The organism is Dokdonia sp. 4H-3-7-5 (genome assembly GCF_000212355.1).
GTDB lineage: Bacteria > Bacteroidota > Bacteroidia > Flavobacteriales > Flavobacteriaceae > Dokdonia.
Window position 1 is genome coordinate 2,899,088 of the sequence record NC_015496.1, and the last position, 15,406, is coordinate 2,914,493.

The 15,406-nt window shown below is 37.0% G+C and carries 14 protein-coding genes; 5 read left to right on the top strand and 9 right to left on the bottom strand.

The features are described from left to right. Positions 1-19 precede the first annotated feature (19 nt). Positions 20-1,555, bottom strand: coding sequence for a helicase HerA-like domain-containing protein (locus KRODI_RS12885; protein ID WP_013752050.1), 1,536 nt, complete (start codon positions 1,553-1,555; stop codon positions 20-22). Between the two features lie 127 nt (positions 1,556-1,682). On the opposite strand from KRODI_RS12885, the gene KRODI_RS12890 reads away from it, so the two are divergent. Both KRODI_RS12890 and KRODI_RS12895 read left to right on the top strand, forming a co-directional pair. Next, positions 1,683-2,168 (top strand): RidA family protein, encoded by a 486-nt coding sequence (locus KRODI_RS12890; protein ID WP_013752051.1) that lies wholly within the window; start codon positions 1,683-1,685, stop codon positions 2,166-2,168. A 20-nt stretch (positions 2,169-2,188) separates the two neighbouring features. Beyond that, complete coding sequence (locus KRODI_RS12895) at positions 2,189-3,316, top strand: hypothetical protein (RefSeq protein ID WP_013752052.1); 1,128 nt, start codon at positions 2,189-2,191, stop codon at positions 3,314-3,316. A 58-nt stretch (positions 3,317-3,374) separates the two neighbouring features. Here the strand turns inward: KRODI_RS12895 and KRODI_RS12900 are convergent, their stop codons facing one another. Beyond that, the gene (locus tag KRODI_RS12900) at positions 3,375-3,776 is read right to left on the bottom strand and encodes a PUR family DNA/RNA-binding protein (protein ID WP_013752053.1); all 402 of its coding nucleotides are present in this window, start codon (positions 3,774-3,776) and stop codon (positions 3,375-3,377) included. A gap of 73 nt (positions 3,777-3,849) precedes the next feature. Then, positions 3,850-5,607, bottom strand: coding sequence for an ABC transporter ATP-binding protein (locus KRODI_RS12905; RefSeq protein WP_013752054.1), 1,758 nt, complete (start codon positions 5,605-5,607; stop codon positions 3,850-3,852). Between the two features lie 216 nt (positions 5,608-5,823). Here KRODI_RS12905 and nusB point away from each other — a divergent pair, with 216 nt between their 5' ends. Genes nusB through yajC form a run of 3 tightly spaced genes read left to right on the top strand, consistent with a single transcriptional unit; the run spans position 5,824 to position 7,546 of the window. After that, complete coding sequence (gene nusB / locus KRODI_RS12910; RefSeq protein WP_041295711.1) at positions 5,824-6,735, top strand: transcription antitermination factor NusB; 912 nt, start codon at positions 5,824-5,826, stop codon at positions 6,733-6,735. A gap of 47 nt (positions 6,736-6,782) precedes the next feature. Then, a complete protein-coding gene (locus KRODI_RS12915) occupies positions 6,783-7,241 on the top strand; it encodes a DUF1573 domain-containing protein (RefSeq protein ID WP_013752056.1) in 459 nt (152 codons plus the stop codon). Positions 7,242-7,246: 5 nt separating this feature from the next. Beyond that, complete coding sequence (yajC, locus tag KRODI_RS12920; RefSeq protein WP_013752057.1) at positions 7,247-7,546, top strand: preprotein translocase subunit YajC; 300 nt, start codon at positions 7,247-7,249, stop codon at positions 7,544-7,546. 330 nt (positions 7,547-7,876) lie between these two features. Here yajC and KRODI_RS12925 read toward each other — a convergent pair whose 3' ends face one another. The 6 genes from KRODI_RS12925 to KRODI_RS12950 form a co-directional block, all read right to left on the bottom strand. Further along, entirely contained in the window at positions 7,877-8,458 is a 582-nt protein-coding gene (locus tag KRODI_RS12925; RefSeq protein WP_013752058.1) for a superoxide dismutase family protein, read from the bottom strand. Positions 8,459-8,540: 82 nt separating this feature from the next. Continuing rightward, positions 8,541-9,284: an LVIVD repeat-containing protein gene (locus KRODI_RS12930; RefSeq protein ID WP_041295712.1), complete on the bottom strand. Its 744-nt coding sequence runs from the start codon at positions 9,282-9,284 to the stop codon at positions 8,541-8,543. Positions 9,285-9,290: 6 nt separating this feature from the next. Further along, positions 9,291-9,794, bottom strand: coding sequence for a hypothetical protein (locus KRODI_RS12935; RefSeq protein ID WP_041295713.1), 504 nt, complete (start codon positions 9,792-9,794; stop codon positions 9,291-9,293). A 183-nt stretch (positions 9,795-9,977) separates the two neighbouring features. Further along, positions 9,978-11,195 carry a bifunctional alpha/beta hydrolase/OsmC family protein gene (locus KRODI_RS12940; protein ID WP_013752059.1) on the bottom strand — a complete coding sequence of 406 codons (1,218 nt, stop codon included), beginning with the start codon at positions 11,193-11,195 and terminating at the stop codon, positions 9,978-9,980. Between the two features lie 224 nt (positions 11,196-11,419). Then, positions 11,420-12,106 carry a DUF2490 domain-containing protein gene (locus KRODI_RS12945; RefSeq protein WP_013752060.1) on the bottom strand — a complete coding sequence of 229 codons (687 nt, stop codon included), beginning with the start codon at positions 12,104-12,106 and terminating at the stop codon, positions 11,420-11,422. Continuing rightward, entirely contained in the window at positions 12,106-15,315 is a 3,210-nt protein-coding gene (locus KRODI_RS12950; RefSeq protein WP_013752061.1) for a WD40/YVTN/BNR-like repeat-containing protein, read from the bottom strand. Before KRODI_RS12950 ends, KRODI_RS12945 begins: the two co-directional genes overlap by 1 nt. Positions 15,316-15,406: the final 91 nt, after the last annotated feature.

The window sequence follows — 15,406 nt, forward strand, 5'->3', positions numbered from 1 at the left end:
TCATTTTAATGATTTCTAATTATTTCAGCATTTTACCAAGTATTCCAAATACTCCGCGTATTACTGTAGCACTGGTAAGTACCTTAATTAATGCTTTTGCACCAGCACTTTGTGTGCTTTTTGAACTAGATGATCTAGAAGAAGATTTTGATGCTTTGGCGCGTTCCTCTTTAGCTTTTTCCTTTGCTTCAGATTCGTTTGCTTTATCTATCTTTTTCTGTAAAAGTTCATAAGCACTCTCACGGTCTGTGAGTTCGCTATACTTTTCTAATAGTTCAGATCTATCATTAATACTATCAATCTCTTTTTGAGTAAGCACGTCCATACGTGACATAGGAGCACGTAACATTGTTGCAGCAAGTGGAGTAGGGCGACCTTTCTCATCAAGGGCAGAAATTAATGCTTCCCCTATACCTAATGAGGTAAGTACCGACTTGGTATCGTAGTATGGAGAATCCGGATAGTTTTCGGCAGTAAGTTTTATGGCTTTTCTATCTTTTGCAGTAAATGCACGTAATGCATGTTGCACTTTTAGACCTAACTGACTCAATACTCCATCTGGAATATCTGTTGGGTTTTGAGTTACAAAATAAATTCCAACCCCTTTAGAACGTATTAATTTTACAATACTTTCTATCTGGCTGTGCAGTGCTTTTGAGGCTTCTTTAAATATAAGGTGTGCTTCATCTATAAAGATTACAAGCTCTGGTTTACCGCTGTCTCCTTGTTCTGGAAAGGTAGAATAAATCTCTGCCAGCAAGCTTAGCATAAATGTAGAAAACAGTTTAGGTCTATCTTGAATATCTGTAAGACGAATCACGTTTATAACGCCACGGCCATCCTCAGTTTTTCTAGTAAGATCATCTGTATCAAAAGATTTTTCTCCAAAAAAGATATCTGCTCCTTGTTGTTCTAGTTCTACTATCTTGCGTAAGATGGATCCAGAAGATGCAGGAGATATTCTTCCGTAATTTTCTTCTATCTCTCCTTTACCTTCCTTAGTAGCGTACTGCAAGATTTTTTTGAAATCCTTTAAATCTAGTAAAGGCAATTTATTATCATCACTATATTTAAAGAGAATAGAGATAATACCAGATTGTGCAACAGTAGCATCAAGAATACGAGAAAATAACACAGGTCCAAACTCACTTACCGTAGCTCTTAATCTCACCCCATTTTGATCTGAGAGTGTGAGAAGTTCTACGGGAAAATCTTTTGCTTCAAAGGGAACTCCAATTTTTGCATGGCGCTCATCTATTTTAGCATGTCCTGGGCTTGCTTTTGCAATACCAGATAGATCACCTTTCATATCCATTAAAAGTACAGGGATACCTTTGTCAGATAAGTTTTCGGCTATTATTTGTAGTGTTTTTGTTTTTCCAGTTCCAGTTGCTCCGGCTATGAGGCCGTGACGATTCAAGGTTTTAAGGGGCACTTTTACGTGTGCATTTGTAATCGTCTCACCATCTAGCATCGCAGCTCCCATCGTTATAAAGTCTCCCTTAAACGTATTTCCTGCTTTAATAAATTCTAGAAATTCTTGTTTTTTATCCATATGGGTAGGTTGTTAGTGCGCTTTCGCGAAAGCGTACTACATCATGTAATCTAAAAGTTTAAAAATACGTAATCCTTAAAAAAGGTTCTCATCTATGTGTACATTTATTGTCTAAAAAACAATCTATATGAAAAGACTTTCCTTATTCGCCGCGTGTTTATTACTTTTTTTGTCTTGTCAAGAAAGACATTCTCTTACAAGACCAGCACTAGAAACCAAGGTTGAAATTATTGAAAAACCTGTCTTTCATAAGTCTCACGAGATCACAAAGAAAGATGCTCCTTTTTCTGATGTAGTACAAGTAGGCGAGATGTATTTTCTCTCTGGTCAAATAGGTTTAAATCAAAAAAACCGCACACTAGTACCTGGTGGAATAACTGCCGAAACAACGCAAACCCTTGAAAACATAAAAGAGGTATTAGCGCAGCACGATATGGATATGAGTAATGTGGTGAAGGCATTAGTAATACTTGATGATATAAAAGACTTCAAAGCATTTAATGAAGTGTATAGCTCTTATTTTCCTCAGAAACCAGCTAGAACAACCTTTGCCGTCGAAGCACTAGCTCTAGGTGCAAAAATTGAGATAGAGGTGATCGCTGTTAAAAATTAATAAGTACCTTTTAGAAAAAAATGAAGCTATTAACCAGGTTCTCTTTCATACTTACATGTATCGTATTTATAAATTGCGATAATGACGACGCATTTTCTTCAGCTATTGATGAAGAGCAAATAACATTACCTACGATAGCTATATTAGGTGACGATCTTAATACAGGAGCAAACTTTAACTTAGTGAAGTGGACCGCATCTTATGAGGATATGATAACTACAAATCTTCAAGAAACGATAGGATTTGAGTTTGGGTTTTTGCAAAGTACCATAGGAACAGAACTTGCATTTGCTCTAGATTTTCCAACTACTTCGTATGTATTTTACGATGTGGCTACAGGCGGTATGCGAAGTGTAACAGATTTTTTCAATCCTGAGAATACTTCAAATAATTTCTATACTATAAATGCACATCAAAGTTTACTCACCTATTACCTAGATGCTACTAGTACTTGTTGTAATATATATGTGCATAGCTATAACCAACTATCAGGAGCGTCTTCAGAGTCGTATATAGGTAACGCAGATATAGCGCCTGTTCAATTTAATGTCTTTGCCAGCGATAATAGATCTTTTGCCATAGCTGTAGATACTTTTACGGGAGTGCGTAATCTCTATGTAAATAGCGCAATAGATGGCGAGCGCTTAGGTGTTATAGATGTAAGTGAGTATGGTGGTTTTATGTACAATGATGTGCGTGATGAGATGTATCTATTTAGTTTTAATGGTGATGCAGTGTCTCATGTCGTTCTTGATATAAATACTTTTACTACTAGCGAGGTTAATTCGTTTCCTTTGGGATTAAGTATAAGTGACGGCTTTAATGAGGCGCATTTTTCTCAAAATGAGATGGTTTTTAAGGAATTTGATGGAATTGTTTCTAGTATCTACTCCTACGAAACAGATGCTATTATTACTTATAATAGTACAGATTTAATAAATAGAATTTTTGAAGAAACGGGTCGAGGGATCAATATTATAAATACGTCAATAGATCTAGATACGAGAACATACGTTGTGATGGGAACGTATATGGAAGATAATATTACGTATGGTCTTGTGGTATTAATGAGCTTAGATAAGGAAGTAATACTCACGCTAGAAACGGATAGTGTGAGACCTCAAGAAGTAATTTTCATAAGAGGCTAGCAAAAAAAAATACCACTTCGTGAGAAGTGGTATTTAAATATTTTAAGCAATTTAATCTTTAAATATCATCAAAGCTTACATCTGTAAACTTATCTGGGCTCATGCTACTAGGCTTCTCTGAAGAAACAGCACCTGAGTCTACAACTTCTGTTGGCTCTGGGCGTGAGTAATCATTCTGGTGACGATCTGATATTACTTCTTCACCTTTTTCATCAAGAATATATGAAGTCATATCATTCAAGTTTTCTGTAAAACCTGCGAAGTCTTCTTTATATAAGTAGATTTTATGTTTCTTAAAATGGAAAGACCCATCATCATTTGTAAACTTCTTGCTCTCTGTAATGGTAAGGTAATAATCTCCTGCCTTCGTAGATCTTACATCAAAAAAGTAAGTGCGTCTTCCTGCTCTTAATACTTTTGAGAAAATCTCTTCATTGTCACGTCCTTCGTAATCACTCATAATAGTCCTTATTGTTTGGATTGTGTTTATCTACTTCAAAAATGATAAAAAATTAGCCATTGCCCAATTATTTCTACATTTCTTTTTCGTCTAGTTGTTTTACGTAAAGTTCTTTATAGTATCCCTGTTGTTCTATTAGTTGATTATGAGAGCCTTGCTGTGTTATTTTTCCATCTTCAATAATAAGAATTTGGTCAGCATTTTTTGCAGATGATATTCTATGGCTCACGATGATGGTTGTAGTATCGACAGTTAGTTTCTCTAGATTGTTAAGTATTTCTTCTTCTGTCTCGGTGTCAACTGCGCTTAAACAGTCATCTAGAAGTAATATTTTGGGGTTGCCTATAAGCGCTCTTGCTATAGATACTCGCTGCTTCTGACCTCCAGAAAGAGTGATTCCTCGTTCTCCTAGAATGGTGTTATAACCATTTTTAAAATCAATGATGTTGTGGTGTACAGATGCTGCTTTCGCGAAAGCGTAAACCTGTTCATCACTTGCGTTTGTATCACCAAACTTGATATTCTCACCTATAGTATCAGAAAACAAGAACGCATCTTGAGGTACATACCCTATTTCTGAACGCAAATCGTCAAGATTAACGTCTCTCATAGCATAACCGTCTATTTGAATTACACCACCTGTGACGTCATATAATCTACCTATAAGCTCAAGTATAGTTGACTTTCCAGAACCTGTAGGACCTATGATAGCAAGTGTCTGCCCAGGATTAATAGAGAAAGATACATTCTTTAAGGCCGTGATATTTGTGTCGTCATAGGTAAATGTAACATCCTTAAATTCGATAGCACCTGTAATAGGCGTGTGGTTACTTACCGTATTCTGAATTTGAGGTACTATTTCTAGAAACTCATTAATACGTATTTGTGAAGCCTCTGCAGCTTTAATTATCGAGGTAACCCATCCTACCGTAGCCACAGGCCAGGTAAGCATGTTTACATACATTATAAACTCTACTAGTGTACCTAAATCTGGTATAGTACCGTCTATATATTGCTGTCCTCCCACAAAGATTACAATAAGGTTACTAGCGCCTATTAATCCTATCATAAGAGGGAAGAAGAAGGCTTGTACCTTTACAAGATCTAAGTTTTTCTCTTTGCTATCTTCACTAAGTTGAGCAAAATCCTTGAAGGTGTTTGCTTCAAGCGTGTAAGCTTTAATCACAGATATCCCGCTAAAGGATTCCTGAGTAAACGTAGTAAGTTTTGAAAGATACTCTTGAACGATAGTACTCCTTACATGTATTGCACGACTTAGTTTGTAAATAGCAATAGATAATATAGGTAATGGGATAAGTGTGTAAGCGGCTAGGGAAGGAGCCATTCTCACCATATACGGTATTACCACAGTAAATAAAACAAGTGCTTGTAAGAGGTACATGATTGCAGGTCCTACATACATACGTACTTTAGTTACATCCTCAGAGATCCGGTTCATGAGATCTCCGGTTCTGTTCTGTTTGTAAAAACCTAAGCTTAGTCTCTGGTATTGCTGGTACACATCATTTTTAAGGTCAGCTTCTATATATCGAGAGACTACGATAATAAGTTGTCTCATTAAGAATGTAAAGAACCCAGAAAGTAATGCCGCTCCTAATAATAAGCCCAGTTTAAAAAGCATCGATTTTTTAAGTCCAGGAAGGTTATCTTCTCCAGCGTCGATATAAATCTCTACGTCGTTTATGATGTCACCTACGATATCCACATTAAAAACTGCAAAGAATCTTGCAGCAATAACAATGAAAAACCCAGCGATAAGACGCCATCTATAGCGTAAGAAATATTTGTTTAATGATTGTAGTGCGCCCATGGCGATATTGTGCAGTTTTTTTGAACCGCTAAGGTCGGTTTTTTTTAAGACCTATGCGAGCCAAATTTTAGTGTAACATAATCCATAAAACATGGAGATACTTTTAGAAATACTGTATTTTTGCACCGATTTTAAAAATGATCTTTTTTCATTTTATAACCAAACTAAAAGTTCTTTGTCGCTATGTTAAACAGACGCCATATCCGTGTCAAAGTAATGCAAACCATCTACGCACTAGGTAGTAAGGAGCATTTTGATCTTCAACAAGAAGATAAATTTACAGTAGAGAGTATGAACCAGATGTACAATCTGTATCTCTTAATGCTAGATTTAATGGTGGAGGTTCACGCTTTCGCGAAAGCGGAACAAGAAAAATTCTCTAAAAAGATTCTAGCAACCGAAGAAGAAAAAAATCCCAATACAAAGTTTATCCAAAACCAAGTGCTTGTCAAATTATCTGACAATGCAGAGCTACGCGACGAGGTAAGTAAGCGTAAACTCAAGAACTGGAGAATGAATGATGAGTATGTAACTCTTATTTATAATGAGCTTATAAATAGTGAATTATACGTCTCTTACATGGAACAAGAGGAAGCTGATTTTAAATTAGATAAAAAATTCCTTGTTGCGGCTTACACAGAAATTATCGCCCCTAATGATAAATTGTACGATTATATAGAAGATTCACGCCTTACTTGGGTAGATGATGTGCCTATGGTGAATATGGCTGTATTAAAAAGAATAGGGAAGATGAAACCTGCATCTCCAGACTCTATGTTGCTTCCAGTATTGTTTAAGAATGATGAGGATTTACTATTTGGAACTACCTTACTTGAGAAAACTATTGCAAATGAAGAGTTCTTGTCTTCTGAAATCTCAGAAAACACGCCTAATTGGGATAAAGAACGTATTGCAGATGTAGACATGGTATTGATAAAAATGGCACTTTGCGAATTTTTGAAATTCCCTACTATTCCGGTGAAAGTGACTATCAATGAGTACCTTGAGATAGCAAAGGAATACTCAACCCCTAAGAGTAGTATTTTTATAAACGGAATACTTGATAAGCTTGTAAAACAGTACGAGTCAGAAAAAAGGTTAAAGAAAGAGGGTAGAGGTTTAAAATAATTAAATTTTCTTATTTTTACATATCATTATTTAATAAAAAAACAACAATGAAAAAAGGTTTATTAGTATTAGGAGTACTTTCGGCTATGGTATTTACTTCATGTAAGGAAGATGCAGCTAGCAAAGTAAAAGAAGAAAATGTAGAAGTTGCTGCAGCGAGAGATGCACAAGCTACTGTATATCCAGTTATTGCTTTTGATGAATCTGAATTTGATTTTGGAAACATTGAAAAAGGAACAACTGTTGAGCACAAATTTACATTTACAAACACTGGTAAAGCACCATTAGTAATAGTAGATGCAAAGAGCTCTTGTGGTTGTACTGTACCAGAATATTCTAAAAATCCAGTAGCTCCAGGAGAAAAAGGAGAATTACTTGTAAAATATAACGGTAGTGGTGCAAACCAAGTAACTAAAACTGTTACAATTAAAGCAAACACTGAGAAAGGTACAGAGACTGTACTTATCAAAGCATTTGTAAACCCTGCTGCAGGAGCAGCTAAATAAGCACTATGGGCGAAGGAATGCAGGGCATACTAGGCCCACTTTTACTCTTTACGGTATTTATAGTATTTTTTATTGTACTACCGCAGCGTAAAAAACTCAAGCAAGAAAAGAACTTTGATAAAGATCTTGCCAAGGGAGATCGCGTGATCACAAAAAGTGGTTTACACGGTAAAATCCTTGAACTTAATGATAACGGTACTTGTGTATTGGAAACAATGTCAGGTAAAATGAAATTTGAGAGATCTGCTCTATCTATTGAGATGAGCCAGGCCTTAAAAAAATCTGCTGTAGAAGTTAAGAAGTAATCTTATCAAAAGAACTTACTATAAAAAAAGTCCTCGCATTTGCGAGGGCTTTTTTGCGTTATGATATTTTCTAGTTACAAATTTTAATAAGCATGGCCTGTTTGCTATACGTTATATGTAGCGAAATAACTCAGTTTATATCATCAACCATAGAGATATGGATGTAACAGAAACTATCTAACGTCTTATTTATAGCGAGTGATACTTCCCTAGTATTATGTAAAAAAGATTCTAATACACGTAAATACCAATTAATATGGTCACAATAGCGCATAAAAAAGCCTCACCGTTGTGGTGAGGCTCTTCTTATAAACTTGTTAGTGGTCTTTATTATTTAATGATACCTCCACAAGAGATACGCTTTCCAGCTGCACCACTAGGTTGAGATGTAAAGTCATCTGTTCCTTGGTGTACAATAATAGCTTTTCCTACAATATCTTTTTTAGGATCTCCACAACCTATACACCACTGATCTGTAGTCATAGTGATAGTTCCATTTCCGCTTTCGTCTGCTGGGAAGTTTCCTATATCGCCTTTATGGAAGCCCTCTGTTGCTCCCCATTTACCGTGTTGCTCATTAGTAGGATTCCAGTGACCTCCAGCTGATGAACCATCTGCGCTAGAGCAATCTGCACTCTCGTGTATGTGTATTGCATGCATTCCTTCATCAAGACCACCTATAACAGCTGTAAAACTTACTTGGCCATCTTCTTCTTTAAAAACAACACTCCCAGTAGCTTTGCTATTGCTTTTAGGTTCGAGTTTCATTATAATTTTTTGCGCTACTGCTGCTGCAGGAGCTTCTACTTCTACAGTCACTTCCTCAACTTCTTCTACAGTTTTGACGTCTTTTTTACAACTTGCAAGTGCTGCTGTCGCTAGTATTGCTAGGGTAATATACTTGAATTTCATAATTTAAAATTTTGTGATTAGTGTTTAATAACCTCTAAGATACCAAGGTTAGCTAAGAAATACTAAACATTTATAAAACCTTTTAGATACTTATAGTACTTAGGGCTGGTGTATCTGTAATATCTTGAGCATTTAGTGCATATTGAAAAACGCCACTTTCTCCTACAGCAATTAACAAGTCTCCTTGGATTATCACATCAAATGCCAGTCTATCAATGCTATGCACTAGCACAGACTCGGCTGGGTTTGTTACGTCAAATATTTTGATCTCATCATCGCATACTATTAAGTAGTCTCCGTAAAGTCCAAGACCTTTTGGGAATGTAAGTTGGCGAATATTAACAAGCATAGGGTTAAGTACATCAGATACATCATAAACTTCTAGCTGATTAACAACACCTCCACATCCTAAATCACTCCATAATGTCACAAAAGCATAATTGCTATTTGCTACGACAGGATCACAAGAAGTAAAATGTTGCACAGATGATAATTGTACAGGAAACTCTGGATTATTCACATCATAAATAAACATTCCGTTTCGAGAACCTATGTAGAGGTAATCTTTGTAACTGAATAAAGTTTCAATATCAAAACCAATAGGAACTGTATTTACAAGGACAGGATCTGTAGTTGTAGTGATATTAAATACATTGAGATCTTCGTTATCTACGGTATAAAGATAATCTCCCTTAATTGCAAATGTTGCTAGCGATCCGCCTTGACCTACACTATCTGCACTATTAAAATTACTGCTTTCATTACTGTCAGAACTGCATCCTAATGAAACGATTGCAAATACTACTATAAATATGTATGTTCTCATCGTGATTTAGTTTTGAAGTTCGTAATCAATAATTATAGCTCCATCCTCCACATCTGGAATATATCCATCTGGAGATTGTTTTACGGGAAACACATCGCGTATGCGTTTTGTGACAACCAGATTTGCATTAAGTTTATCATAAGTAACTGCTATGAGATCTACAGCTTGATTGATGTAGTACACATTGTTTTTAATAGCGAGATCTGTTGCACCAGGAGCTTTAATAAATGCCAGGGCAGCAGGATTTTCTGGGTCTTCATTATCAAAAATGTGAAAGCCTTCATTCTTTTCATTTACAAAGAGTAAATCATTAATGACATAAATTTTCCCTGAGTTGATAATGTTTCTTGCGTCTTCAAGAGTGACGCTTGCTTCAAAAGTAGGACGATCAAGAATAATCGCATCGTAGTTTGATAATAAATCAATAGTATCTATATCATCACTACTTCTGTCTGTGACACAGCTCAGTAGTGAGTAAGATACGAGTAGTAGGATACATACGTGTTTCATAATATTGTAGTTTATAACTAGATGCATAAATCTCCTGTGCGTTGCGTGTATCGCAAGTAATTTACAATTTGATAACCTAGGTAATAAAAAAAGTTCGAAAAGGATATGGTATCCCTTTCGAACTTTTGATGTTTGTTGATGATGTGTTTTTATGGGGTACGCTTTCGCGAAAGCGTAGCTATCCTATATTAACTTCGTAAGAACCTGAGTCTCGCTGTGTAGTGTTTTATGAACTGGACATTTATCTGCTATTTGCAGGATGCGCTTAAGTTGTTTTTCATCAAGATCTGATGTGATTTTAATTTCTCTATGGAATGTATCTATTTTACCTGCGGTGTCACTTTCTTCACAAACAGCACAATCTTGAGCATGTGTTTTTGAATAGCTAGTATGTACCTCAACATTTTCAATATGCCAGTTTTTACGCTTTGCATACATCTGTATGGTCATCGCAGTACAAGCAGACAAACTTCCTGCTAGTAATTCATAAGGAGTAGGGCCATAGTCGTTTCCTCCTACACGCACAGGCTCATCTGCTTTCATGTGGTGGCTTCCAAGCTTAAGAAGTGTAGAAAATCCATCTTCGGCATCTAGGCTTGCTACTACTTGGTGTGTGGTGCTTATTGAAGCTTCATCTTCAGTAGGGATATATCGAGCAGCCCATCCAGCAATAATCTTTCCTACATAAGAAGCATTTTCTTTGTCAATCAATAAATGCTCAGAGCCATCAAGAGTTACAAAGCTTTTAGGGTGATGTGCCGCAAGGTAAATTTCTTCTGCATTTTTAATAGATACAGTATCATCCTGCGGTGAGTGAAGTATGAGTAACGCTTCATGCAAGTCACGTGCAGCATCTACACATGAATTTTCTTCTAAGTTATCTATAAATTGCTTTTTAAACGTAAAGTCACGCCCAGCTAGTTTTACCTGAGCTTGACCTTCTTCTCTTATCGTAGCGAGCTGTGCGCCTAGTTGTTTTTGAACGTGTACAGGATTACTAGGAGCGCCTATAGTTGCTACAGCTTTTATAGTGTCAATCTTACCGCCAGCAAAAATTGCAGCGGCACCTCCTAATGAGTGGCCTACCAAGAGGGAGGGAGCTTTATATTCTTTGGCAAGGAAATCTGCAGCGCTTATGAGATCATCTACATTGCTTGAAAAATTAGTATCTGCAAAGTCTCCATCGCTATCTCCTAAACCAGTAAAGTCAAAGCGAAGTACTCCAAATCCTTGTGAAGCCAAAGCACGACTCACATTGCGCACTGCGCTAAAATCTTTTGTACAAGTAAAGCAATGTGCAAAAATGGCAAAGTTATGAGGATCTTGGTTTGCTGGTAAATCAAGTTTACCAGATAGTACTTCTCCTTGTGCGTTTGTAAAATTTATTTTGCTTGATCTCATAATAAGTTATTAGTTGAATGGTTGTAGCCCTTCTGTCGAAGGAAATTGAGCAACCTATCTTTAAAGATTTTAATGTACGATTATTACGGCTACTTAGTAAGTTAAAGAGCTTGTTCTTGTAAATTTTTACACTTTTATCATATTTTTATCCCGCTTTCGCGAAAGCGTAAAAAAAGAAAACCCCAATCATAAGATTGAGGTTTTTCAATACTATGTGAATAATGTCACCCTTTTTTCTTTCTTAAATCTGTTTTGATAAACAGTGCTACTTGAAAACGATCGTAGGTGTCTACCGAAAAATCATTTTTAAGATAGCCTACTTGCGTGCTCACATTCTTATTGAAATTATATCCTACTGCGCCATATAAACGGTTTTGACCGAAAAAGTCATTCTGCAGATTAATAAAAATCTCATCATAAGCTGTCAAAAACCAAGTGTCGTTAAGAGGATAGGTTACTCGTAAAAAGTAACGCGCTCTATGCTCTGTTGTGTTCTCACTAAAAGGCCTATTAATGAAGCGTTGCTCTAGACGGTACCTATGACTGAATTTAAAATTACCCAAGGAGTTTTTTAATACAAATTGCTCATAAAGTCTATTTTCAGTTACATTCTTTTCACCGTCAAACTCCTCAAAGTCGGTGTCTGTAGTGATATATCCATAGCCAAAAGATACCATAGCATTCTCAGAAATATGGTAATTTAAAGCAGTACGCAATAGCAACTGATTAAAATTGGTCCCAAATTCATAAGTACGGTACTGCGCCTCTGCGTGTATACTTAATTTTTCTGAGATTTGATTTGAAGTAAAGAGCATACCCCATGATCCTAGCTTGTCCTCACCGCGATCTTGCGCGGTAAGGGTGGCTGTCATGATTATCGTAAATACTATTAAAAGAATTCCTTTTCTCATTAGTCTATAGTAAAGGTTTTGATTTCTTTAAATGCACTTACATTCATTGCTTTAAGTTTATTCTCAAATGGAGCCCACTCTTCTGCAAAGAAGGTATTTGTCTTATCAAGCGCAGTTTGTAACTCGTTGCGAGCATGCGATATTAAAGTAGTCTCTGTAGATGTAAGTCCATTAGGACGACTACGAGCGTAACCACTTGCAGATCTTATGCGATTCATGACGGTGATTTCTGGATTACGAGTAATCCCCTGTCTTTTATCTATAGTACCTATATACATTGCAATAACCTCATCAATGCGCTTAGTCATTTCTCCTATAGATTTGAGTTCGCTTTTATAAGCTTTATCATCATCTAGTTTTTTAATCATCTTCTTATAATCACTAGCGATTGTTTTGCTCTGTACTAGTTGCTTTACAGCATCTGCAGCAGTTTGTGTCATTGCTTCAAGTTGCTTTCCGGTGTTATAAGCATCATTAATAGCCTTAACAGGAACGTCATAACGGGGATCACTCGCTACATTAATAGAAGACTCACTTGATTGATCACCATATTGCATTACTAGTTTGTAAGTGCCTGGCTTTACAGAAACTCCTCCTGGCTCGTTATTACGTTTTCTAATAGAACGCGAAGGACGATCTCCACCAGCTTCACGCATATACCAAGTCATTTTATGAATTCCTGTACTGTCTGGAGTTTTCCACTTCAAATGACGAATCTGGCGTGCGCCGTCGTATACTTTTAAATGGATAGAATCCCACGTTACACTTTTAACTTCTGTATCGCTATCAGTATCTTCTTCATCAGTATCATCTGTGGATGCTTTTGAAGATGCTGTTTCATCTTTTACAAAGTAATACGCTATTTGCGCTCCACTTCCGCGATTTTCTCCGTTATAAAGAGCATCTGCGCCAAAACGACTTCCCGTAGGTTGCTGGTATGCGGCATCATATGCTGTAGGAGGGTTGAAGAGTTGAAGCTTTCGCGAAAGCGTACTTCTATCCTTAGCAATCGCTCGTAATGGTCTTATGTCGTCAAGAACCCATGCAGCACGTCCAAAAGTTCCAATCACAAGATCCTGCTCTCTAGGATGAATTACAAGATCCTTGACCGAAGTGGTAGGGAATCCTTTAGTCCATTTTTGCCAGTTATTACCAGCATCAATAGACACATATAAACCATCATCTGTACCTAAAAAGAGAAGGTTTTTCTCTTCTGGATCTTCTATAATGGCAAGCGCATAACTTTGCACATCGTTCTCATCTACAATGCGAGTCCATGATTTACCATAGTTTGTAGTTCTGTATGCATAAGGAGTATAGTTGAAACGACGGTAATCATTTGCGACTAATAGTGCTTCCCCTTTATTTTTATTACTAGCCTTGATTTGTACAATCCAGCTTCCTTCTGGAAGACCTTTTAGGCTTTTTGATACATCAGTGTACGATTGCCCACCATTCTGAGTATAATGAACACGACCATCATCTGTACCTACCCAAAACATATTCTTTTCTAATGGCGAAGGCTCAATTACAAGAATCGTTGTATGATTTTCTGCTCCTGTAGCATCCATAGAAAGCCCACCAGATTCTGATTGTTTTTGTTTCTCTGGATCGTTTGTCGTTAGATCTGGAGAGATCACTTCCCACGTAAGTCCTTTATCTGTAGATTTATGTACAAACTGACTTCCAAAGTAAATAGTGCTATTATCAAAAGGATCAATGTTTATAGCCGAGTTCCAATTAAAACGTAAAAATACATCTGGGTCTGGATGTGTAGGTTTTACTCCATAGTTGTTTCCAGTTTTCCAATCATAGCGACTCACAGATCCCTGCTGACTCATAGTCCATCCAAACTGACTATCATCTGGATCAGGGATTACATCAAATCCATCTCCAAAGGAAATCTCTTGCCAGTAATCATTACGTATTCCTTGAGCTTTCCACACATAAGCAGGACCTCTCCAAGAGCCGTTATCTTGCATACCTCCATATACATTATAAGGAAACTCATTATCTACATTAATATGATAGAACTGTGCTACAGGTAGGTTGCCTATAAATCGCCATGTTTTCCCACCATCTTTTGTGATGTTAAGTCCGCCGTCATTACCATCCATCATAAACTTCCCATTATTAGGGTGAATCCACCATGCGTGGTGATCTGGGTGTACTCCATTATCTACTCCATAAGCACCCATAAGTTGGTCAAAGTTCTTTCCGCCATCTTCAGATACATTTACATACGTAAACACAGAAAAAATACGATTCTCATTTTGAGGATCTACGTGAATATCACTGTAGTAAAATGGTCTGTTCCCTATATCACTCTTATCGTTAATCTTCTTCCAGTTGAAACCACCGTCGTTAGAACGGTATAGAGCATTCTTTTTTGCCTCTACAAGTGCATACACTACATTAGGGCTTCCTGGGGCGATAGATAAACCTATACGTCCTAGTTCGCCTTTAGGTAAACCATCTTTATCACTCAATTGTTTCCAAGTAGCACCACCATCATGAGTCATGAAGATGCCAGAACCTTCACCACCAGATTTAAAAAACCATGGATCACGCTTGTGTTCCCACATGGCAACAATAAGCTTGTTAGGATTAGTTGGGTCCATCACCATATCTGCAACGCCAGACTTTATGTTTGTAAATAAGATCTTATTCCATGTCTTACCACCATCTGTAGTTTTATAAACACCTCTTTCTTGGTGTTCACCCCATGGCGAACCTATAGCGCCTACGTAAACGATATCTGGATTAGTAGGATCTATAATTACGCGGTGTATATGTCTAGTTTTCTCAAGTCCCATAGACTTCCAAGACTTACCACCATCAAGAGATTTATAAACACCATAACCACCATTAAGAGAGTTACGAGGATTACCTTCTCCCGTACCTACCCATATCACAGATGGATTAGATTGTTGTATCGCAACAGCCCCTATTGATGCCGTAAGCTCGTTTTCAAAAATAGGATCCCATTTAATTCCGCCAGAGGTAGATTTCCATAGACCACCAGAAGCAGTACCTACGTACATTACATCTGGATTATCTGTAACTACATCTATTGCAGTCACACGACCAGACATACCGCCTGGACCTATATTACGTGGTTGCATGTCCTTTAGTAAAGACATGTCAAGTTTTTGGGCAGAAACTACCGTACAGACGCACAGTAGCAACAGAGAGAAGAGTTGTTTCATTTTATATTATTTGGTTGATTCTTTATGACGTTACAGTCAAGGGACTAAAGTTAAAGAAAAGCTAATTTGAAATTCTTAAAGGGATGTTAAT